Raw genomic sequence first — 22,762 nt, forward strand, 5'->3', positions numbered from 1 at the left:
GGTCCGGCGAGCCCGGGTGAGGGTGGAGGCCATGACGACTCCTCAGGCACCAGCGGCCGGCACCTTCCTCCTCGGCGGCGAACTGCCGGTCTCCCGGATGGGCTTCGGCGCGATGAAGCTGCCCTCCCACGACTGGGAGGGCCCCGCCTGCGACCCCGCGCAGAGCCTGCGGGTGCTGCGCCGGGCGGCGGAGCTGGGCATCGACCACATCGACACCGCCTGGTTCTACTTCTTCCGCGACGTCTCCGCCAACGACCTGATCCGGCAGGCGCTGCACCCCTACCGGGACGACCTGGTGATCGCCACCAAGGTCGGCCCCGGCCGCGACCCGGAGGGCCGCTGGCTGGACCCGGCCGACCGGGACGCGCTGCGCGCGGCGGTCCACCGCAATCTGCGCGAGCTCGGCGTGGACCGGCTCGACCTGGTCTACCTGCGCCGGCTGCCCAGCCAGTCCTCGATCGCCGAGCCCTTCGCCGCGCTGGCCGAGCTGCGCACGGAGGGGCTGATCCGGCAGCTGGGCGTCAGCAACGTGAACGCCGCCCAGCTGGCCGAGGCGGAGGCGATCGCACCGGTGGCCGCGGTGCAGAACCGGTTCAGCGTGCTGGAGCACGACGAGGCCGACGAGCGGCTGCTGGCCGACTGCACCGAACGGGGCATCGCCTTCGTGCCGTTCTACCCGCTGGGCGGCACCGGGGTCCCCGACCACCCGGCCCTGCGCCGGGTGGCCGAGCGGCACGACGCCACCCGGGCCCAGGTGATGGTGGCCTGGCTGCTGGCCCTCTCGCCGGCGATCCTCGCCATCCCGGGCACCTCCTCGCCGGCCCACCTGGAGGAGAACGTCGCGGCCGCCGCGCTGCGCCTGGACACGGCGGACCTCGCGGAGCTGGCGGAGCTGACAGCGCCTGCCACGTAGGACTGTCCGACCAATCCTGCGCCTGGTTTCCCCGCCGGACGGCCGGGAAGGGCCCCGCCCGTACGCGAAGGTCCCGCAACTCCCAGGAGATTCCCGGATGGCAGCGTCAGCAGCGTCAGCACCACGTCCCGAGGTGTCCTTCCGCCGGGATCTCTCGGAGTGGCGGATCGTCCTCGTCGCCTGGCGGCTGCTGGTGCTCCAGGCGTCCCATCCGGTGGTCGCGGCCGGGATGGACGCCCACTCCACCTACCGCGGGCACCCCTGGCGCCGGATCGAGCACACCCTCGGCAGCGGGCGGCGGCTCTTCCAGTCCGACCAGGAGCAGCTCTGGCGCGAGATCCAGCGGCTCGACCGGGCACACCGGCGGATCCGCGGCACCACCGGGGACGGCCGGTCGTACGACGCCCACGACCCGGCCACCCGGGCCTGGGTGCTGCTCACCCTCTTCGAAGCGGTCGCCGCCATGCGGGAGCTGAGCGGCGAGCCGTACACGCCGGACGAACTCGACGCGCTCTACCGGGAGTTCGCCGACATCGCGGCGGTGTTCGGGCTGCCCGCCGGGGAGTTGCCCGCGAGCGCCGCCGAACTGCCCGGCTACCTGCGGCGGACGACCGCCGAGCGGCTGGAGTTCACCGGGACGGCGCGGCACCTGCTGTACGACATGCTGCACGAGGCGCCCTGCCCGCGCCGGCTGCGCTTCCTCGGGCCGGCCGGCTGGCGGCTGCTGCGGTCGGTGGTGGCCCGGGTGGTCACCGAGCTGACCGTCGCCGACCTCCCGGCGCTCTACCGCGACCGGTTCGGCCTGGTCCCCACCCGGCGCGGGGCGCTGCTGTCCCGGCTGCTGCACCGCGGCGCCCGGGTGGTGCTGACCCGGCTGCCGGACCGTCTGCGCTACCGGGCCCCCGGTGTCCGCCCGCCCTCCCGGCCCCGGCGGATGCCGCGCCAGGACACCCGGCCGCCCCGGCTGGACCGGTTCTTCCGGGAGGTCCTCGACCAGACCGGGGACGGCTGGCTCACCGCCCGCGACCTGGAGGCGATGGCGCACAACGTCTGCTGGCAGCTGGAGCTGTCCGAGGACGGCGAGGCCCGGGTGCACGCCGCGTTCGAGGCGTGGTGGGAGCACCTGCGGGCGGGCATGGACGCCGACGGCGACGGCCGGATCAGCCGGGCCGAGTACGTCGCCGCCACCCTGGCCGGCTGCGACCGCGACCCGGCCTACCTGGAGGGCGGCCTGCTGCCCGCGCTGCGGGCGGTGTTCGCGGCGGCCGACACCGACGGCGACGGTCTGCTGGACTTCGCCGAGTACCGGGTGCTGTTCGGCGGCCGCCGCGTGCACCCGGCCGAACTCTCGCACGGGTTCCGGCAGTTGGACACGGACGGGGACGGCGTGATCACCGCGGCGGAGCTCCTGCGCGGTTTCGTCGACTACTTCACCGCCCGCGCGCCCTCGGCCTCCGGCACCCAGCTCCTCGGCCGCGCCTGACGGCCCGTCAACCGCTCCGCAGCGCTGCCACGGTGTCGTCGACCAGGGCCCGGGCGGCGTCCACGGTGGCGGTGAGCGCCGCCGGGCCGTCGCCGGGGGCGGCGAGCAGTGCGCGGGCGCGCGGACCGAAGCCGTCCGGGGCGCCGGGCAGTGCCTCGGCGACGGCGAGCGCGCCCTTCTCGTTGAGGCACCAGCGGCGGTCGGCCGCGTACAGCGCCTGCACCAGGACGCCGACGGCGCGCGAGAGGCAGAGCGCGACGTACAGGGTGTCGCCGCGGACCGCGCCCTTGGCGGCGCCGTCGAGCAGGAACCCGGCCTCCCAGGTGCCGCCGATCAGGGCGGCCCGCAGCGGCTCCGGGTACGCGCCGTAGGCGGCCCGGCGCTCCGTCAGCGCGCCGGACGGATCGGCGAGGACCTCGCCGAGCGCCAACTCCCCGACGTAGCAGGGCGACCAGAAGCCGAGCGGATGGCCCGCCTGGATGCCCACCTCGTAGCGGCCGGCCAGGCAGTCGGCCCGGACCCGGTCGACCCGGTCGAGGTCGCGCAGGATCCAGTCCACCCGGCCGGCGCCCTCGACGGTGAGCCAGGCGCCGCCGTCGACCCATGGCCCCCAGCCGCCCGGGCCGGTCACCTCCACGCCCGGTCCCGCCACCGCGCGCAGGGCGTCCTGGTCGAGTCCGGCGCGGTAGTAGACGCCGAGGTCCCAGTCGGAGTCCGGCCGGTGCTCACCCCGGGCCCGGCTGCCGCCCAGCATGACGCCGACCACACCCGGCACCGCGGCCAGTCGCCCGGCCATCGCTTCGACGATCGTCCGCATGGGGTGGAAGTCTGGCACGGGGGCGCGGAGAACGCCTGGTGCGATCCGGATCCGGCGGCCTAGGATCGTGGGCACGGCATCGCGTGTCGGTCACCGTCCGGGTGAGGCATGGAGGTAGCCCGTGAGTGCCTTACGGAGGCATTCCACACATGTCCGTGCAGTTCAACCACACCATCGTCCACGCCCGGGACAACCGGGAGTCCGCCGAGTTCCTGGCGAGGATCCTCGGCCTTGAGGTCGGAACGGCCTGGGGCCCGTTCGTCCCGGTGACCACCGACAACGGCGTCACCCTCGACTTCGCCTCGGTCCCGGGCGAGGCGATCGTCCTCCAGCACTACGCCTTCCTCGTCCCGGACGAGGTGTTCGACGCGGCCTTCGCCCGGCTCCTCGCGGAGGGCGTCGACCACTTCGCCGATCCCGGGATGCAGCGGCCCGGCGAGATCAACCACCACCACGGCGGCCGGGGGGTCTACTTCCTCGATCCGGCCGGCCACGGCATGGAGCTCATCACCCGCCCCTACGGCAGCCACCCGGTGCCGGGGGAGTAGCCGCCCCGGCGGACGCCCCGCGGTCCCGACCGGGCCGCCGTGGAGGATCCGGCGGCTGTCAATGCTACGGATCGTCCAGATCTCCCACCCCACCCGCCCGGCCGCTCGTTGTGGCCGGGCGGGTGCCCTTACAGACTGTGCGCACGGCATCGCCGCTGGTCAGTCGCCCGCCCGGGCCCACCCCGCCCGCACCTCCCGCGTAAGGGTGATGGATACTGTGCTTGTGAACGTGTTCACGTTCACAAGCGGGCAAGCTTGCGCGCTTGGACGACGGTCCCCGGCTATACATGAAGTTTGTCCGATATGTGACCTCAGAGGGTCGGTTGGAGAGAGGGCGACGTGGAACTGGCAATCGCTCACGAGACCATCGCGCGATGGCAATTCGGCATCACCACCGTCTACCACTTCCTCTTCGTCCCGCTCACCATCAGCCTCGCCGCGATCGTCGCCGGGCTGGAGACCGCGTGGGTGCGGACGAACAAGGAGAAGTACTTCCACGCCACCAAGTTCTGGGGGAAGCTCTTCCTGATCAACATCGCGATGGGCGTGGTCACCGGCATCGTCCAGGAGTTCCAGTTCGGCATGAACTGGTCCGACTACTCCCGCTTCGTCGGTGACGTCTTCGGCGCCCCGCTCGCGATGGAGGCGCTGATCGCCTTCTTCTTCGAGTCGACCTTCATCGGCCTGTGGATCTTCGGCTGGGACAAGCTGCCGCGCAAGCTGCACTGCGCCTGCATCTGGATGGTCGCGCTCGGCACCGTGCTCTCCGCCTACTTCATCCTCGCGGCCAACTCCTGGATGCAGCACCCGGTCGGCTACGCGATCGACCCGGCCACCGGGAAGGCCCAGCTCAACGACATCGCGCGGGTGCTGTTCCAGGACACCACCGTCACCGTCGTCCTGCACACCCTGACCGCGGCCTTCCTCACCGGCGCGGCCTTCGTGGTCGGCATCGCCTCCTTCCACCTCTGGAAGGCCAAGCGCAAGCCGGAGAGCGCCAACCCCAAGCGGGTCGCCGCGATGCGCACCTCGCTGCGCCTCGGCCTGGTGCTCGCCGTGATCGCCGGCCTCGGCACCGCGCTCAGCGGCGACCAGCTCGCCAAGGTCATGTTCCGCCAGCAGCCGATGAAGATGGCCGCCGCCGAGGCGCTCTGGGACACCAAGGCCCCCGCGCCGTTCTCGATCTTCGCGGTCGGCGACGTCAGCAAGGGCCACAACTCGGTCGAGCTGGAGATCCCCGCGGCGCTGTCCTTCCTCGCCAACAGCGACTTCAGCTCCGCCGTCCCCGGCATCAACGACACCGCCGCCGCCGAGGCCGCCAAGTACGGCGGCGACCCCAAGGACTACATCCCCAGCATCTTCGTCACCTACTGGGGCTTCCGCCTGATGATCGGCTTCGGGATGACCTCCTTCGTGGCCGGCCTGATCGGACTCTGGACCACCCGCAAGAAGCGCTTCCTGGCCCCGGAGTTCCGCACCGGCGACGACGAGGTGCCGAGGCTGATGATCACCCCGAAGCGGGAGCTCGGCCCCCTGCTCACCAAGTGGAGCTGGCGGATCGGCATCCTCACCATGGGCTTCCCGCTGATCGCCAACAGCTTCGGCTGGATCTTCACCGAGATGGGCCGCCAGCCCTGGGCCGTCTTCGGACTGATGACCACCGCCAGCGCCGTCTCGCCCAACGTGAGCGTCGGCACCCAGATCGGCGCGCTGTGCACCTTCACCGCGCTGTACGCGATCCTCGCCGTCATCGAGGTCAAGCTGCTGGTGAAGTACGCCAAGGCCGGTCCGGCCACCGACGAGCAGCCGCCCGCCAAGGACCCGTCCCTGCGCGGCCCGGCCTCCGACGACGACGCCGACAAGCCGCTCGCCTTCGCCTACTGAGGCCCCCGAGGATCGATAGGACCGACACACCATGGAACTTCACGACGTCTGGTTCGTCCTGATCGCCGTTCTCTGGATCGGCTACTTCTTCCTGGAGGGCTTCGACTTCGGGATCGGCATCCTGACCAGGACGCTGGCCCGGAACACCACCGAGCGGCGGGTGCTGATCAACACCATCGGCCCGGTCTGGGACGGCAACGAGGTCTGGCTGCTGACCGCGGGCGGCGCCACCTTCGCGGCCTTCCCGGACTGGTACGCCACCCTGTTCAGCGGCTTCTACATCCCGCTGCTGGTCATCCTGGTCTGCCTGATCGTGCGCGGCGTCGCCTTCGAGTACCGGGCCAAGCGGCCCGAACCGCGCTGGCAGCGCAACTGGGAGCAGGCGATCTTCTGGACCTCGCTGCTCCCGTCCTTCCTCTGGGGCGTCGCCTTCGCCAACATCGTGCGCGGCGTGGACATCGACGCCGAGAAGAACTACACCGGCAGCGTCTGGGACCTGCTCAACCCGTACGCGCTGCTCGGCGGCCTGGTGACGCTGTTCCTGTTCGTCTTCCACGGCTCGGTGTTCGCCGCGCTCAAGACGGTCGGCGACATCCGCGACCGGGCCCGGGCCAGTGCCCTGCGGACCGGACTGGCGACGGCGGCGCTCGCCGCGGTCTTCCTGATCTGGACCCAGGCCGACCACGGCAACGGCTGGAGCCTCGCCGCCCTGGTGATCGCCGTGCTGGCCCTGGTCGGCGCGCTCGCCGCCAACCAGGTGGCCCGCGAGGGCTGGGCGTTCGTCCTCTCGGGCGCGACCGTCGTGGCCGCCGTCGCGATGCTCTTCCTCTCGCTCTTCCCCGACGTCATGCCGTCCACGCTGAACCCGGACTGGAGCCTGACGGTGACCAACGCGGCCTCCTCGGCCTACACGCTCAAGCTGATGACCGTCGTGGCGGTGATCTTCACCCCGCTCGTGCTGCTCTACCAGGGCTGGACGTACTGGGTGTTCCGCAAGCGGATCGGTGTCCAGCACATCCCCGGGCACGACCCGGCCGCCGCCCTCGACAAGGCCTGACGCCGTGAAGCCGGTCGACCCCCGACTCCTCGGGTACGCCCGCACCACCCGGGTCTTCCTCGCCGGGACCGTCCTCCTGGGCACCGCCAACGCGGCCCTGGTGGTCGCCCAGGCGGGCCTGATCGCCGAGCTCGTGGTCCGCGGCTTCCAGCAGCGGACCGGGCTCGACGAGCTCACCGCGCCGCTGGCGCTGCTGGTGCTCACCGCGGTCGGACGCGGGCTGGTCGGCTGGCTCACCGAACTGACCGCGCACCGGTCCGTCGCCCGGGTGAAGTCCACCCTGCGGCGCCGGCTGCTCGACCACGCCACCGCGCTCGGCCCGGCCCACCTGGCGGGCCGGCGCACCGGCGAACTCACCGCCCTCGCCACCCGGGGCGTCGACGCGCTCGACGACTACTTCGCCCGCTACCTGCCGCAGCTGGCGCTCGCCGTGGTCGTCCCGGCCACCGTGCTGCTGCGGATCGTCGGCGCCGACGCCACCTCGGCCGCGATCATCGCCGGCACCCTGCCGCTGATCCCGCTGTTCATGGTGCTGATCGGGATGGCCACCCAGGCCCGGATGGACCGCCAGTGGAGCACCCTCTCCCGGCTCTCCCACCACTTCCTGGACGTGGTCGCCGGGCTGCCCACGCTCAAGGTCTTCAACCGGGCCCGCGCCCAGGCCGGGACCATCGCCCGGATCACCGCCGACTACCGCAGGGCCACCCTGCGCACCCTGCGGATCGCCTTCGTCTCCTCCTTCGCCCTGGAACTGCTCTCCACCCTCTCGGTCGCGCTGGTCGCCGTCTCGATCGGCTTCCGGCTGGTGAACGGCAGCCTCGACCTGGAGACCGGGCTGCTGGTCCTGATCCTCGCCCCCGAGGTCTACTTCCCGATCCGCCAGGTCGGCGCGCTCTACCACTCCAGCGTCGAGGGCCTGACCGCCGCCGACCGGATCTTCGAGGTGCTGGAGACCCCGCTGCCCGCCGCCGGCACGGTGCCCGCGCCCGCCCTCGCCGGGGCCCGCCTCACGGCCGACGGCCTCACCGTGCGCTTCCCCGGCCGCACCGTGCCCGCCCTCGACGACGCCGCACTGGTGCTGGGCCCGGGCGAGAGCGTCGCGCTCACCGGCCCGTCCGGCGCCGGGAAGTCCACCCTGCTCGGCGTCCTGCTCGGCCTCACCGTCCCGGACGCCGGCCGCGTCCGGATCACCGCCGCCGACGGGCGGACCTACGACCTGGCCGACCTGGAGCCGGAGAGCTGGCGGCGGCAGATCGCCTGGGTGCCCCAGCACCCGCACCTGTTCGCCGGCACCGTCGCCGACAACCTGCGGCTGCACCGGCCCGACGCCACCGACGACGAGCTGTGGACGGCCCTGCGCTCCGCCCACGCCCTGGACTTCGTCACCCGGCTGGACGCCCCCCTCGGCGAGGACGGCGCCGGGCTCTCGGCCGGCCAGCGCCAGCGGCTCGCGCTCGCCCGGGTGCTGCTCGCCGACGACCGCCCGCTCGTCCTGCTGGACGAGCCCACCGCCAACCTGGACGGCGCCTCCGAGGCGGCCGTGGTGGACACCGTCCGGGCGCTGGCCGCCGACCCGGCGCGCACCGTGCTGCTGGTCGCGCACCGGCCCGCGCTGCTGGCCGCCGCCGACCGGCGGGTCCGGCTGGCCGGTCCGGCCGCTCCCCCGGCCGCCCCGGCGGCCGTCCCCGTGCTCGCGCACCGCGGCCGGCCCACCCCGCCCCCGGCGCAGGAGGGGCCGGCACCCGCCCGGGACACGGCCGGGCCCCGCCTCGCCCTCTCCGTGCTCCTCGGCTCCCTCGCCCTCGGCTGCGCCGTCGCGCTGATGGCCACCTCCGGCTACCTCATCTCCCGCGCCTCCGAGATGCCGCCGGTCCTCCACCTGATGATGGCCGTCACCGCGGTGCGTGCCTTCGGCATCGGCCGCAGCGTCTTCCGCTACGCCGAGCGGCTGGTCTCGCACGACGCCGTGCTGCGCACCCTCGGCACCCTGCGCGCCGCCGTCTACCGCCGGCTCACCGCGCTCGCCCCGGCCGCGCTGCCCGCGTTCCGGCGCGGCGACCTGCTCTCCCGGCTGGTCGCCGACGTCGACGCCGTCCAGGACCACCACCTGCGCTGGCGGCTGCCGGCCGCCGTGGCCGCGGTGGTCTCGCTGGCCGCCGCCGTCGCGACGGGCGCCTTCCTGCCCGCCGCCGGGGTGGTGCTCGGACTCGGCCTGCTGCTGGCCGGCCTGGTGGTGCCCGCACTGACCGCCCGCTGGTCGGCCGCCGCCGAACGCCGCCAGGCCCCGGCGCGCGGCAGGCTCGCCACCACCGTGCTGGACGCCTTCAGCGGGACGGCCGAACTCACCGTGGCCGGCGCGCTGCCCGGCCGGCTCGCCGCCGTCCGCGCCGCCGACGACGCCCTCACCGGGCTGGCCGCCCGCTCGGCCACCACCGCCGCGCTCGGCACCGGGCTGATCACCCTGCTCACCGGCCTCACCGTGGCCGCCGCCGCGGCCGTCGGCCTGCGCGGGGTCGAGTCCGGGGCGCTCGCCCCGGTCTGCCTGGCCGTGGTCGTGCTCACCCCGCTGGCCGCCTTCGAGGCCGTCACCGGCATGCCGCTCGCCGTCCAGGCCCGCCGGCGCAGCCTGGCCGCCTCGGCCCGGCTCGACGAGGTGCTGGACGCGCCCGCCGCCGTCGCCGAACCCGCCGCGCCGAAGCCCCTGCCCGAGCGGCCGCTGCCGATCGCCGTCCGCGGGCTGACCGCCCGCCACCCCGGCCGGACGGGCGACGCGCTGTCCGGCGTCGACCTCGACCTCGCCGCCGGCCGGCGGATCGCCGTGGTCGGCCCCTCCGGCTCCGGCAAGACCACCCTCGCCCGGACGCTGCTGCGCTTCCTCGACCAGGACGCCGGGAGCGTGGTGTTCGCGGCCGGCCGCCCGCAGGCCTTGGACAGCCGGGAGCTCGCCGGGGAGGACGTCCGCCGGGTGATCGGGCTCTGCGCCCAGGACGCCCACGTCTTCGACAGCTCGCTGCGCGAGAACCTCCGCCTCGCCCGCCCGGACGCGGAGGAGGACGAGCTGCGCGCCGCCCTCGCCGCCGCCCGGCTGCTGGACTTCACCGAGACCCTGCCGGACGGCCTGGACACCATGGTCGGCGAGCACGGCGCCCGCCTCTCCGGCGGCCAGCGCCAGCGGCTGGCGCTGGCCCGGGCGCTGCTCGCCGACTTCCCGGTGCTCGTCCTGGACGAGCCCGCCGAACACCTCGACCTGCTCACCGCCGACGCCCTCACCGCCGACCTGCTCACCGCCACCGCCGGCCGCACCACCGTCCTGATCACCCACCGGCTGGCCGGTCTCGACGACACCACGGTCGACGAGGTGCTCGTCCTGGACGCCGGCCGGGTCGTCGAGCGCGGCCGCTGGTCCGAGCTCCTCGCCCTCCCGGGCGGGCGCCTGCGGGGGATGCGGGAGCGCGAGCGGGAGACCGACGGGCTGCCGCTCGCGGTCGGCTGACCGGGCGGAGCGGCCGCGCCGTCGCGTCGCTACTTCCACTGAAAAGCGTACAAACTACGCTCGTCCTCATGGACCCCACGCCAGACCTGCCCGACTTCACCCCGCCGGAGCCGGAGCCCGACCAGGCGCCGCACCGCGTGCCCGAGATCTCCTCGCTCGGGCTGGACACGCTGGTCACCGAGGTGTCGGAGCGGCTGCAGTCGGCCGCCGCCGTCACCGACCGGATGCAGCGGCTGCTGGAGGCCGTGGTGTCGGTCGGCGCCGGGCTCGACCTGCACGCCACCCTGCACCGGATCGCGGCCGGCGCCGCCGAACTGGTGGACGCCCGGTACGCCGCGCTCGGGGTGGTCGCCCCCGGGGGCCACGGGCTGCAGGACTTCATCCACGTCGGGGTCGACGAGGAGACCGTCCGGGAGATCGGCGAGCTGCCGGTCGGCCGGGGCATCCTCGGCGCGCTGATCGACCGGCCCGAGCCGCTGCGGCTCACCGACCTCACCGCCGACCCGCGCTCGTACGGCTTCCCGCCGCACCACCCCGGGATGCGGACCTTCCTCGGCGAGCCGATCCGGATCCGCGACGAAGTGTTCGGCAACCTCTACCTCACCGAGAAGCGCGGGGGCGGCGCCTTCACCCCCGAGGACGAGCAGGTGGTGCACGCGCTGGCCGCCGCGGCCGGGGTCGCGATCGAGAACTCGCGCCTCTACGAGGAGGGCCGGCGCCGGGAGCGGTGGATCGCCGGCGCGGCCGCGGTGACCACCGCGCTGCTCTCCACCGACGAGGCCGAGGTCGCCCTCACCGTCGCGGCCGAGCAGGTCCGGGAGCTGGCGGACGCCGCGCTCGGGATGATCCTGCTGCCGACCGGGGACGGTCAGCTGCGGGTCGCCCACGCCTCCGGGGAGGCCGCCGAGTTCGTCCGCGGCGAGCTGCTGCCGCCGGACAGCTTCGCCTCCCGGCTGCTCAAGGGGGAGAGCGTCCACCTCGACGACATGTCCACCGACCCGACCGTGGTGATCCGGCTCGCTCGCAGCTTCGGGCCCTCGCTGGCCGTGCCGATGGTCGCCGCCGGGCGGGTGCTCGGCGGGCTCTGCGTCTGGCGCTCGCGCGGGGCCGTGCCGTTCTCCGAGGCCGAGAAGCAGCTCGCCGAGACCTTCGCCTCGCAGGCCGCGCTGGCGCTGCGGCTCGCCGAGGGCCAGCGCGACCAGCAGCGGCTCGCCGTCTTCCAGGACCGCGACCGGATCGCCCGGGACCTCCACGACCTGGTCATCCAGCGGCTGTTCGCCACCGGGATGATGCTGGAGGGCGCCGCCCGGCGGGCCATCGTCCCGGAGGTGAAGGTCCGCATCGGCGAGGCGGTGGACGAGCTGGACGCCACCATCCAGGAGGTCCGCACCACCATCTACGCGCTCCAGCACGACGACCACGGCGAGGAGCCGGACACCCTGCGGACCCGGGCGCTGCGCGAGTGCAGCCAGACCGCGGCGGCGCTCGGCTTCAAGCCCTCGGTCTCCTTCGTCGGCCCGGTGGAGAGCCTGGTCGGCGAGAAGACCGGCCGTCAACTGCTCGCCGCGCTGCGGGAGATGCTCTCCAACACGGCCCGGCACGCCCGGGCCTCCCGGGTCGGCGTCGAGGTCGACGCCACCGTGCACCTGGACGACGGCGGACGCCCGGTCGGCGGTGATCCGGAGTCGCTGGACCGCGGCGGGCGCCCCGGGGTCCTGCTGACCGTCACCGACGACGGCGTCGGCATCCCCGAGGGCGGGCGGCGCAGCGGCCTGCGGAACCTGGCGCGGCGGGCCGAGGCGCTCGGCGGCGACGCCTGGCACGAGCCCGGCCCGTACGGCCGGGGCACCCGGGTGCGGTGGACGGCCCGGCTCTGAACACCCGTGCGGCCGGTGGGTCCCCGTCGGGGTCCGTTCGAACAGTTTGTAAACGACGGGGATCCGTGCCGGGTTTGGTTGGCGCGCGGTTGGTGTGCACCCGGTGAAAGTTTAACGAGAGAGAACTTCCCGGCCAACGGAGCAAGTTGTGCTTTTCACGGCCTTCCGGCGCTCTCGTGTGCACACATAGCTTTACTCCCGTCTCGGAGAGAAACCGGACTGTGGGGGAGCAGTGGACGCGTCGAGCCGCGGTCACACCGCAGCAGGGGCAGGTCGAGGGGGGTTCCGGGCCGAACGGGCACCGGACGGGCGGTACCGATGGCAGTTGAAAGCACCGAACGGACGCGTCGTCGCGGTCACCCCGGCCGCGTACGAGACGGCCGGGGAGGCGGAGCGCGTCTTCGACGGCTTACGGGCCGGCGCGGACGGGCTCACCGCCCGGATCACGCACGTCCGGGACGGCATCGGCTGGATCTGGGTGATCCCCGGGTCGCGGACCCTGCCGGAGGTGCGGTCCAGCCGTGCCTACGAGCGGTACGCCACCTGTCAGAACGCCTTCCGGCGCTTCGTCGTGCTGCTGGCCAAGCAGCCGGCCCTGGAGCTTCCCGAACTCACGGAACGCGGGCCGTCGTTGAGAACGTCCGATGTCCGCTGACCGGCGCGGTCCGCGTCTGCTGACCGTCCCGGTGGGGGACCGCTCGCTCTCCTGGGCGCTGCGCGCGGCCAACGGGCGGCAGCTCGGCGTCGGCGTGCGGACCTACCGCGGTGAGGCTGAACTCGCCGATGCGGTCCGCGAGCTGATCATCGAGCGGACCGCGCTGCGATGTACCGTCGGCCAGTCCGAGGCGCGGTTGTGGGTGTGGACGGCGTACCTGCCGGTGCGCACCACCCGCCCGGGCGCCGAAGCCGCCGGACCGGTGGCCCGCAGCGCCCGCGGGTACCTGCGGCGCGACCAGTGCCAGGCCGGCGTGACCGGGTTCCTCGCCGGACTCCAGCGCCTGGGACAGGACCTGCGCCGCTCCGGACGGGACGACGCCTGGCCGTTCTGACGGGTCGTGAACCGCCGCCTCCAGCCGCCCTCGGGCGGCTTCTCGCGTTGGCCCCCGCCGCGCCCCCGTTTCCCCCTCTTCCGGTGAAGCACAGGTATCCGGCAACCCCCCGAGTCGCCACCTGGAGAAGAACGTCACCGGCCCCTGACCTGCGGCTTTCCCCCCCTTCACGGCCGCGCTGACCTGTTGCTAAACCTCTCCGAACCGAGAAATCGACAATTGCCCGCGGCGGTCGTCCGCCCTTCCGACGGAACCGCGCCGACCGACAGGATCGGCACTGCCGGAACGGGCCGCCGCGGACGCGGCTCACGGCCCCGGGACTGACGACCAGTACCCGGGCAAGCGATGTACGTCTCTCCCACCGGAGGAACAGGAACATGCGCAAGACCGCTGCCAAGCTGCTCGCCGCCGCCGCCATCGCCACCTCGGTCGCCACCGTCGCCAGCGGCACCGCCGTCGCCGACCCGTCGACCCTGCCCACCCTGCCGCTCGCGCAGGACATCGTGGGTGTCGGCTCGGACACCACCCAGGCCGTCCTGAACCAGTTCTCGACCGACTACAACGCGTTCCTGGGCGCCAGCAGCACCCTGCCGCGTCTGTACAGCTGGGACGCGACCGGCTCCTCGCCGATCACCACCAAGACCGGTGCCACCTCGCTGGCGCGCCCGAACGGCTCGTCCGCCGGCATCTCGGCGCTGGACGCCACCAACAAGGCCACGGTCGACTTCGCCCGCTCCTCGCGCGGCCCGAAGAACAGCGTCCCGGGCGGCGCCGCCGGCGACCCGCTGACCGACCTGTTCGTGGCCTTCGCCAAGGACGCCGTCAGCTACGCCACCACCACCACGGGCAGCCACGCCCCGGCGAACCTGAGCAAGGCCGACCTGGTCAACATCTACAACTGCACCTACACCAACTGGAACCAGATCCCGGGCTACACGGGCGTGGGCGGCACCATCAAGGCCTACCTCCCGCAGAACGGTTCCGGCACCCGCTCCTTCTTCCTCCAGGCGCTGGGCCTGTCCAACGGTGGCGCCTGCGTCACGGCCAACCCCACCGTCCAGGAGAACCAGGGCACCGACCCGATCCTGAACGACGCCGACGCGATCGTCCCCTACTCCGTCGCCCACTACATCGGCCAGGTCTACAACGGCCACGGTGCCGGTAGCGACCAGGCCGGGGCCCTGACCGTCCGCTCGATCGACAACGTCGTCCCGATCGACCCCACCACCCACGTCCTGACCCTGGCCTTCTCCAACACCTCCTTCGGCCGCGTGATCTACAACGTCGTCCGTGAGGCCAACTGGAACGCCACCGACACCCAGGGCACCGCGCTGCGCGCGATCTTCGGCACCAACGGCTGGATCTGCAAGAACTCCGTCGCCGCCGCGGACATCACCAGCTACGGCTTCCGCACCCTGCCGGTCGGCGCCTGTGGCAGCACCACCCACGCCACCAGCTGATCGCACCCCCGTACTCCCGGCGGCCAGGGGCGCCCCCCCCCCCCCCCCCCGCCCCCCCCGCCCCCCCCCCCCGGCCCCCCCCCCCCGGGCCCCCCCCCCCCCCCCCCGGATGGCCCCCCCCCCGGGGGGGCGGGGGCGTGGGCACCCCCCCCCCCCCCCACCTGGCGCCCCCCCCCCCGCCCCCCCGGGGGCCGGGGCCCCCCCCCCCGGCCCCCCGGCCACGCCGGGCCGCTCCCCAGGGCCCGCGGCCCGGCGGCACCACCGCACCACCGCGTGAAGGCACCACCGCACAGTACGAACTCACGGCCCGATGGCCGGATCGTTCCATCTTGCACACCTAGGAGAGCAGTATGTCCCGCACCAGCGCCCGTCTCGCCGCCGTTGCCACCGCTGTTGTGCTCGCCACCACCGGTGCGGCCGCCTCGGCCACCGCCGACGCCGCCACCCCGGCCACCGGCAGCGCCGTGGTGAACGAGAGCAACACCTTCCTCGTCAACTCCCTCTCGGCGGGCGTCATGGTCTTCGCCCTCCCGACGGCGACCGGCTCCTACGACAGCGCGACCGGCCTGTCCGCGTCGTTCCCGGTCACCGGCGGTTCCGCCAACCTCCCGGCGTACTACGGCGACGTCCAGCTGGGCGGCGGCCTGCTCTTCATCAACCTGCGCACCGGCAAGTCCGCCGTCTTCAAGGACCTCGCCTTCCGTGTCACCACCTGGCAGATCACCGGTGTCCCGCAGGGCGGCACCACCCCGGTCGCGCTGCTCGACCCGGCCGGTGACACCACGATCTCCGGCAACGCCGCCGCCTCCTCGCTGCAGGCCTCCGACCTCCAGGTGGACGAGGAGGGTGCGAAGTACCTCGACACCAAGCTGAACACCACCTTCTTCACCGCGGGCCAGTCGGTGGGCTCGCTCTCCTTCACCTTCAAAGCCGGCAGCTGACACGCACCAGATGACGGCGGCGGGGTCCGGGTGTCCGGGCCCCGCTGTTCCGCGCTCCGGGAAACAGCCGGTGACGTGCGATCAACAAGGCTGGTTCGCAGGCGTGTTGTGGCCTCGTACACCCTGGCGATCCACGGCGTCCATGTACGGCTGGCCGAATGGTGACGGACCATCGGCGGCATCTGGCCACTCGCGCCGGGGTCCGGCCGGTTCCCCGTCTACGCGCGCAGCGCGTCCCTGGAGGTGCACGTCATGAGAGTCCGTCCACCGGGTTCGAGAGCCCTGGGGAGGTGGAAAGAGGGACTGCTGGCGCTGGGGACGGCCTGGGTCGTCGTAGGGGTCTCGGCGATCCTCCCGATGGGGGCCGGAACGACCTCGCAGGCGGCGGCCGCCACGGCGACGACCGTCGAGGGACCGGCCGTCTGGGACCCGGCGTCCGGGACGTACGGCGCCAAGGGCAAGGTGACGGTCTCCTCGACCACCAACCTCACCAACGAGGTGGTCCACGTCTCCTGGGAGGGCTTCACCCCGACCGTCGACCCGTTCGGCAATCCGGTGAAGTTCGTCAAGCTGAACAGTTCCACCGGCCAGGAGCTCTATCCCGTCCGGATCTACCAGTGTCGCGGCAAGAACCCCACCGTGCAGGACTGTTACGGCAGCACCAAGTTCAACCAGGACCCGTCCAAGGGCTTCCTCCAGCCGGCGCCCCCGCCGGGCACCATCACACCGGAGTTCCCCTTCAACGGCGCGGTCCGGGTCACCGGCCCGGACGGCCGCGGCGAGGCGGACATCGAGGTCTGGACCTCGCAGGAGAGCCAGAGCCTCAACTGCGACGCCAACCACCCCTGTTCGCTGGTGGTGGAGGCCAACTACGGCGGTGACTCGCTCGGCTGGACCGACGAGAACCTCAAGATCAACTGCAAGGACCACTCGCTCGACAACCCGGCCATCAGCGGCTTCTTCGCGATGGCGTCGGAGTCGGTCTTCGCGATGAACGGCGCGGAGAACGACACCTGGAACCCGGGCGAGGCCTGCGCCTGGGAGAACCGGACCGTCATCCCGCTGGAGTTCGCCCCCACCGCGGGCGACTGCGAGGCCACCGCCATCGACCTGACGGTGGGCGGCCTGGCGATGGCCAACCGGGCGATGCAGCAGTGGCGTGCGGGCCTGTGCCAGGGATCCGCGCCGCTCGGCGTCGACTACGTCTCGAACACCGGTGAGCCGCAGGCCCGGGCCAACTTCCGGGACAAGAAGGGGCCGGACGTCGCGCTGACCGCGCTGCCGGAGAGCGAACCGGCCACCCGGCCGTACGTCTACGCCCCGCTGGCGACCTCGGCGATCTCGGTGGCCTTCCGGGTCGACGACGTCGTCAACTCCGGGCAGATCAAGAACCTGAACCTCACCCCGCGGCTCCTGGCGAAGATGCTGACCCAGTCCTACGCGATGGCCAAGGGCGTCACCATCGACTCCGTCGCCGGCAACCCGGTCTGCATCTTCGAGGACCCGGACTTCCTCGGCATCAACCAGCTCGACCCGGCGGGCGGCCAGCGCTTCCCCAAGTGCACCGACCAGTCCTGGCTGGCCGACTCGGCCCCGATCGTGCTCGGTGGCACCACCGACCTGATCTACCAGCTGACCTCCTGGATCGCCGCCGACCCGGAGGCCGCGGCCTTCCTGCGCGGCGAGCCGGACCAGTGGGGCATGCACCTCAACACCTTCTACCGGCCGCAGCCGACCTTCCCGGGCTACCCGGTGAACGCGATCCGGATCCAGGACTACTCCGGTCCCAACCAGTGGAAGTCCTACGAGATCAACCCGCTCAACAACGGGCTGGCCCAGGTGGCGCGCAACCTCCTGATGAACAAGCCCACCTGCCAGCTCCCGGACGCCGACGTCGACGGCAAGCACCCCAGCTGCCCGCCGGTCGACCCGGGCCGCCGCGGACTGTTCGCGATCATGGACAGCGGCCAGGCCAAGGCCTACGGCATGTCCGAGGCCGCGCTGCGCAACCCGGCCGGGCACTTCGTGACGCCGACCCTGGACACCCTCCGGACGGCCCTCGACACCATGCCGACCGAGGCCGCCTCCGGCACCCAGCGGCTGCCGTACGGCGTGGAGGGCACGGACTTCTCGAAGGCCGCCCAGGCGTACCCGCTGGCCGTCGTGCAGTACGCGATGATGCCGACCGGCGGTCTCTCCGCGCAGAAGGCGAAGGCGGCGTCGGACTTCCTGCGGCGGGTCACCGACCCCGCCGAGGGACAGCGCTACGGCAACGAGCCCGGGCACCTGACCGCCGGGTTCCTCGCACTGACGGACGCCCAGCGCACCCAGGCGCAGTCCGCCGTGACGCACGTCGCGGCGCAGGACGGCACCTACCCCGGCAACCAGACCGGGCCCGAGCAGCCGAAGCCCGAGGGCGGTAACGGCGGCACCGACGGCGGCACCACCGGCGGGACCGACGGCGGCACCACCGGCGGGACCGGTGGCAACGGCGGCGGGACCGGCGGCACCGGTGGCGACAGCGGTGGTGACAGCGGTGGCGGCACCACCGGCGGGTCGGGCGGGTCGTCCGGCGGCAGCGGGTCCACCGACACCGACGGCTCGGTGACCCCGGCCGACGACTCCGGCACCGGCTCCACCGGCACCACCGGCACCACCGGCAGCGGTTCCACCGGCACCAGCGGGTCGACCGGCGGCACGCGGTCCTCCGGTTCGGGCTCGTCCGGCTCGTCGGGATCCGGCTCCGCCGGCACCACCGGCACCGGTGCGGCCGCGGCCGGCGGTACCGCCGCGGCTCCCGCGGCCGGTACGACGGCGCCGCCCGCCGCCCCGGCCAAGGCGACCGCGACCCCGGCCGCCTCCTCCGGGCCGATCGCGGCCGCCCCGGTCGCCGCCGGGTCCCCGGCCGCCGACCGCTCCGGCGGTGCGCGGCTGCTCCTGCCGATCGCGCTGATCACCGGCGCGGTCCTCCTGGTGGGCGGCCCGCTGGCGCTCGTCCTGGCCGGTACGCCGGCCGGTGCGCGGATCGCCGCCGGGGCGTCCGGTCTCTGGGCGCGCCTGCGTCCGGGACCGCGCGCCTGACGGCGCGCGTCCCCACTCGGCGGGGCCGCCGTTCCGGCCCCGCCGAGTGCCTTCCGCTTCCCGCCAGTCCCCCCTGCACCTGTCCCGTACCGAGCGCGCCGGAGAGCAGACCATGACAGCCGCCGCCGAGCCCGCGACACCGTTCGCCGAGACTCCAGGCCAGCCGGACCCCGACGTACCCCGCACCATCACCGCCCCGTCCACGCCCGGCGACCGGGTGTTCCGCGGTCTCCTGCGCGCGGCCGGGCTCTCAGTCTTCGCGATCATGGGCCTGATCGCCTTCTTCCTCATCCTGCGCGGCGCCGACGCCCTGCGCGTGGTGGGCTTCTCCTTCTTCAGCGAGAAGAAGTGGCTCACCCAGGCGCACGACTTCGGCATCGCCTCGGTGCTGCCGAACGGCCTGCTGATTGCCGTGATCGCCCTGGTGATCGCCGTGCCGGTGGCGCTGACCACGGCCGTCTTCATCGCCGAGTACGCGCCGGTCCGGCTCCGGGCGACGCTGGTCTCGCTGATCGACCTGATGGCCGCGATCCCCAGCATCGTCTACGGGCTCTGGGGCCTGTTCTTCCTCCAGCCGCGGATCATCGGCTTCTCCCGGTGGATGTCCAACCACCTCGGTGACACGATCCCGTTCCTCAAGGTGCGCACCGGTGACATCGGCACCTCCTACACCTCGTCGACCTTCATCGCCGGCGTGGTCGTCTCGCTGATGATCATCCCGATCGTCACCTCGCTCAGCCGGGAGGTGTTCTCCCAGGCCCCGCAGGGCGAGCGGGAGGGCGCGTACGCGCTCGGCTCGACCCGCTGGGGGATGGTGCGCACGGTGGTGCTGCCCTTCGGCCGCGGCGGTGTGATCGGCTCCGTGATGCTCGGCTTCGGGCGCGCGATGGGCGAGACGATCGCCGTCGCGCTGATCATCTCGCCCAGCTTCGACCAGATCACCCACGTCCTGGAGAACGGGGCCAACTCGATCTCCGCACTGATCGCCCTGCGCTACGGCGAGTCGGACCCGCTCTCGCTCTCCGCGCTGATGGCGGCCGGCCTGGTGCTGTTCGGGCTCACCCTGCTGGTGAACGTGGCGGCCGGGTTCGTGATCAACCGGTCCCGTTCCGGCGCGGCGACGGCGGACTGACCGTGGACCTCTTCCCCCGCCCCCGCCCGCTGCCGCCCCGTCGTGAAGGGACGACCCGATGACCACCCTCGACCTGCCGGCCGAGACCGTGCCCGCACCGGCCCGGGAGAAGGCCGCACCACCGCCCGAGCGCAAGATCCGGATCGGCGGGGTAACCCGCGAGGACGTGCTGACCGTCCTCGGCGCGCTCACCGGCTCGCTGGCGCTGGACTGGATCCTCTACGAGCGGGTCATGCCGTTCAGCGGCGCCCTCGGCTTCCTGATCTGCTGGTACCTGCTCTTCCTCACCGGGTACACCCTGCTCGGAGGGCTCCAGTGGGGCGCGCTGCTGGTGCGCGAGCGACTGGTGTCGGTGGTCGCCTGGAGCGCCGGACTGCTGGTGCTGGCGCTGATCGCCGACCAGATCGGCTACATCGCGATGCGCGGCTACGAGGCGGCGCAGCACCTCAACTTCTTCACCGAGTCGATGGAGACCACCTCCGCGCTCTCCCCGATCACCTCGGGCGGCGCGCTCCACGCCGTCATCGGCTCGCTCGAACAGCTCGGCCTGGCCACGCTGTTCGCCGTTCCGCTGGGCATCGCCGCGGCGGTCTTCATGTCCGAGGTCGGCGGCCGGATGGCCCGCCCGGTGCGGACCCTGGTGGAGGCGATGACCGCGCTGCCGTCCATCGTGGCCGGCCTGTTCATCCTCGGCGTGGTGATCATCACCCTGGGCTTCGAGAAGAGCGGGTTCGCCGCCTCGCTGGCCCTGACCGTGATGATGATGCCGATCGTCACCCGCGCCGCCGAGGTGGTGATCCGGCTGGTGCCGGGCACCCTGCGGGAGGCGTCCTTCGCGCTCGGCGGCAGCCAGTGGCGCACGGTGTGGAACGTCGTGCTGCCGACCGCCCGGCCCGGCCTGGTGACCGCGGTGGTGCTCGGCATGGCGCGCGGCGTCGGCGAGACCTCGCCGGTGCTGCTCACCTCGGGCTTCACCACCCAGCTCAACGCCAACCCGTTCAGCGACCGCCAGGTGTCGCTGCCGCTCTTCATCTGGAACTACGTCAAGACGCCGTACCCCGACATGGTCGCGCGGGCCTTCGCGGCCGCGCTGACCCTGATGACCGTGGTGCTGATCCTCTTCGTCACCGCCCGGGTGATCGGCGGCCGCCGTCCCGGCCAGCTGACCCGCCGCCAGCGCCGGCGGATCGACCGTGCGGCCCGGGCCGCCGAGAGCGGCGCCCGGCACCGGACGGCCGCGGCCGGCGGGGTCTCGGTGGCGGGAGCGCACCGCACCGCCGGGACCGCCGGGACCGCCGTGGCGGGAGTGCGCTGATGTCCGTAACAACCACCCTCCGTACCAGAGGAGTCCCCATGTCGTGGGAGGCCGTCCGCCGACCCGTGGCACGTACCGCTGCCATGCTGCTCACCCTGTGCCTGACCGCGGGCGCGCTGTTGCTGGGGCAGAGCGTCCCGGCGTTCGCGGCCACCTCCTTGAACGCCGACGGGTCGAGCTGGGCCGGTCCGGCCATCGACCAGTGGCGCAACGACGTCAACCCGATGGGCATCAAGATCAACTTCAGTGCGACCGGCTCCGCGGCCGGCCGCGCCCAGTGGGCCATCGGGCAGAACGACTTCACCGCCTCCGACGTCCCCTTCCGCACCGAGGTCGACACCGGCCTCGGCGAGAACGGCCACACCGGCGGCGCGGGCAACATCGAGAACCCGGTCTACGGGTACTCCTACGTCCCGATCACCGCGGGCGGCACCGCGTTCATGTACAACCTGTCGGTCGGCGGCAAGCAGGTCCGCGACCTGCGCCTGTCGCCGAAGACCATCGTCGACATCTTCACCGGCAAGATCACCAACTGGAACGACCAGCGGATCACCAACGACTACGGCAAGGCGCTCCCGTCGACCGTGATCACCCCCGTCATCCGCTCGGACGGCTCGGGCGCCACCGCCCAGTTCACCCGCTGGATGCAGCACACCTACAAGTCCGACTGGGAGGCCTACTGCCGCAGCGTCAACAACGTGCCCTGCGGTGACTACACGGAGTTCTTCCCGAAGTCCGGCCGGATGACCGCGCTCAACGGCTCCGACGTCGTCGCGAACTACATCATGGGCTCCGCGGGCCTCGGCACCATCGGCTACGACGAGTACGCCTTCGCCAAGGCCAGCAGCTGGCCGGTCGTCAAGGTGCTGAACCCGGCCGGGTACTTCACGCTGCCCACCGCGTCCAACGTCGCCGTCGCCCTCACCGCCGCCAAGATCCGCGGCGTGGACGACAGCACCCCGCCGAGCGACCCGAACTTCCTCCAGCAGAACCTCAACGACGTCTACACCAACAGCGACCCGCGGTCCTACCCGGTCTCCAGCTACAGCTACCTGATCGTGCCGCGCAAGGGCGTCGCACTGCCCCCGCCGCCGCGCTTCAACGACGACAAGGGCAGCGCGCTCAGCCGCTTCATCTCCTACGTGCTCTGCGCCGGCCAGGGCAAGGCCGACGAGCTGGGCTACTCGCCGATCCCCCGCAACCTGGTGCGCGGCGGGATCCTGCAGTCCACCCACATCCCCGGCAACGCCAGCCCGGTCGACCCCAACTCGCTCGCCAACTGCCCCAACCCCACCTTCACCGGTGAGGAGCTGACCGTCCTCAAGAACGCCCCGCAGCCCAGCGAGTGCGACAAGAAGGGCGCCCCGCTGGACTGCAAGCCGGGTGGTTCCGGCGGTGCCTCGGGCGGGTCCGGCGGCGCGGCCTCCGGCGGCTCCGGTTCCGGTGGCGCGGCCTCCGGCGGCTCCGGCAACGGCTCCGGGTCCGGCGGCGCGGCCTCCGGCGGCTCCGGCAACGGCTCCGGGTCCGGCGGCGCGGCCTCCGGCGGCGCGGGCGCCAACGGCGGCACCGGTGCCACCAACGCCTCCAGCAGCACCGGGGGCACCGGTGCGGCGGGCGCCGGCAAGACCGGCACCCAGTCCCCCGGAGCCACCGGCACCGGCGCCGCGGGCGCTGGCCCGGGCACCGGCGGGGCCGGTGGCACGGGCGGCGCC

16 protein-coding genes are annotated in these 22,762 nt (G+C 73.2%); 15 read left to right on the top strand and 1 reads right to left on the bottom strand.

The window, feature by feature from the left end; all coding sequences use genetic code 11:
• Nucleotides 1-31: 31 nt before the first annotated feature.
• Nucleotides 32-913, top strand: coding sequence for an oxidoreductase (locus ACFVVL_RS19920; protein WP_387676917.1), 882 nt, complete (start codon nucleotides 32-34; stop codon nucleotides 911-913).
• 97 nt (nucleotides 914-1,010) lie between these two features.
• Complete coding sequence (locus tag ACFVVL_RS19925) at nucleotides 1,011-2,396, top strand: oxygenase MpaB family protein (protein ID WP_387676920.1); 1,386 nt, start codon at nucleotides 1,011-1,013, stop codon at nucleotides 2,394-2,396.
• A 7-nt stretch (nucleotides 2,397-2,403) separates the two neighbouring features.
• Here the strand turns inward: ACFVVL_RS19925 and ACFVVL_RS19930 are convergent, their stop codons facing one another.
• The gene (locus ACFVVL_RS19930) at nucleotides 2,404-3,213 is read right to left on the bottom strand and encodes a nucleotidyltransferase domain-containing protein (protein WP_387676923.1); all 810 of its coding nucleotides are present in this window, start codon (nucleotides 3,211-3,213) and stop codon (nucleotides 2,404-2,406) included.
• 149 nt (nucleotides 3,214-3,362) lie between these two features.
• Here ACFVVL_RS19930 and ACFVVL_RS19935 point away from each other — a divergent pair, with 149 nt between their 5' ends.
• From ACFVVL_RS19935 to ACFVVL_RS19995, 13 genes are all read left to right on the top strand, one after another.
• Nucleotides 3,363-3,761 (top strand): VOC family protein, encoded by a 399-nt coding sequence (locus tag ACFVVL_RS19935; RefSeq protein ID WP_387676926.1) that lies wholly within the window; start codon nucleotides 3,363-3,365, stop codon nucleotides 3,759-3,761.
• Between the two features lie 339 nt (nucleotides 3,762-4,100).
• A complete protein-coding gene (locus ACFVVL_RS19940) occupies nucleotides 4,101-5,645 on the top strand; it encodes a cytochrome ubiquinol oxidase subunit I (protein WP_380289692.1) in 1,545 nt (514 codons plus the stop codon).
• A 31-nt stretch (nucleotides 5,646-5,676) separates the two neighbouring features.
• Nucleotides 5,677-6,702, top strand: coding sequence for a cytochrome d ubiquinol oxidase subunit II (gene cydB, locus ACFVVL_RS19945; protein WP_380289690.1), 1,026 nt, complete (start codon nucleotides 5,677-5,679; stop codon nucleotides 6,700-6,702).
• Nucleotides 6,703-6,706: 4 nt separating this feature from the next.
• A complete protein-coding gene (gene cydD / locus ACFVVL_RS19950; RefSeq protein ID WP_387676930.1) occupies nucleotides 6,707-10,195 on the top strand; it encodes a thiol reductant ABC exporter subunit CydD in 3,489 nt (1,162 codons plus the stop codon).
• A 68-nt stretch (nucleotides 10,196-10,263) separates the two neighbouring features.
• Nucleotides 10,264-12,072 carry a GAF domain-containing protein gene (locus ACFVVL_RS19955; RefSeq protein WP_380289686.1) on the top strand — a complete coding sequence of 603 codons (1,809 nt, stop codon included), beginning with the start codon at nucleotides 10,264-10,266 and terminating at the stop codon, nucleotides 12,070-12,072.
• 325 nt (nucleotides 12,073-12,397) lie between these two features.
• Complete coding sequence (locus ACFVVL_RS19960; RefSeq protein ID WP_380289684.1) at nucleotides 12,398-12,727, top strand: hypothetical protein; 330 nt, start codon at nucleotides 12,398-12,400, stop codon at nucleotides 12,725-12,727.
• On the top strand, nucleotides 12,717-13,121 hold the full coding sequence (locus tag ACFVVL_RS19965; RefSeq protein ID WP_380289682.1) for a hypothetical protein: 405 nt from the start codon (nucleotides 12,717-12,719) through the stop codon (nucleotides 13,119-13,121). Before ACFVVL_RS19960 ends, ACFVVL_RS19965 begins: the two co-directional genes overlap by 11 nt.
• Nucleotides 13,122-13,498: 377 nt before the next feature.
• Entirely contained in the window at nucleotides 13,499-14,581 is a 1,083-nt protein-coding gene (locus tag ACFVVL_RS19970; RefSeq protein WP_380289680.1) for a substrate-binding domain-containing protein, read from the top strand.
• Nucleotides 14,582-14,931: 350 nt separating this feature from the next.
• Nucleotides 14,932-15,522: a hypothetical protein gene (locus tag ACFVVL_RS19975; RefSeq protein ID WP_380289678.1), complete on the top strand. Its 591-nt coding sequence runs from the start codon at nucleotides 14,932-14,934 to the stop codon at nucleotides 15,520-15,522.
• A gap of 357 nt (nucleotides 15,523-15,879) precedes the next feature.
• Nucleotides 15,880-18,603, top strand: a complete 2,724-nt coding sequence (locus tag ACFVVL_RS19980) for a hypothetical protein (RefSeq protein WP_387676935.1) — start codon at nucleotides 15,880-15,882, stop codon at nucleotides 18,601-18,603.
• 112 nt (nucleotides 18,604-18,715) lie between these two features.
• On the top strand, nucleotides 18,716-19,735 hold the full coding sequence (gene pstC / locus ACFVVL_RS19985; protein WP_380289674.1) for a phosphate ABC transporter permease subunit PstC: 1,020 nt from the start codon (nucleotides 18,716-18,718) through the stop codon (nucleotides 19,733-19,735).
• 58 nt (nucleotides 19,736-19,793) lie between these two features.
• Nucleotides 19,794-21,050 carry a phosphate ABC transporter permease PstA gene (gene pstA / locus ACFVVL_RS19990; protein WP_380289672.1) on the top strand — a complete coding sequence of 419 codons (1,257 nt, stop codon included), beginning with the start codon at nucleotides 19,794-19,796 and terminating at the stop codon, nucleotides 21,048-21,050.
• Between the two features lie 65 nt (nucleotides 21,051-21,115).
• On the top strand, nucleotides 21,116-22,762 hold a 1,647-nt coding region (locus tag ACFVVL_RS19995; RefSeq protein WP_387676939.1), incomplete at its 3' end, for a substrate-binding domain-containing protein.

This window comes from Kitasatospora sp. NPDC058115, from assembly GCF_042884635.1.
In the GTDB taxonomy this organism is placed as follows: Bacteria; Actinomycetota; Actinomycetes; order Streptomycetales; family Streptomycetaceae; genus Kitasatospora.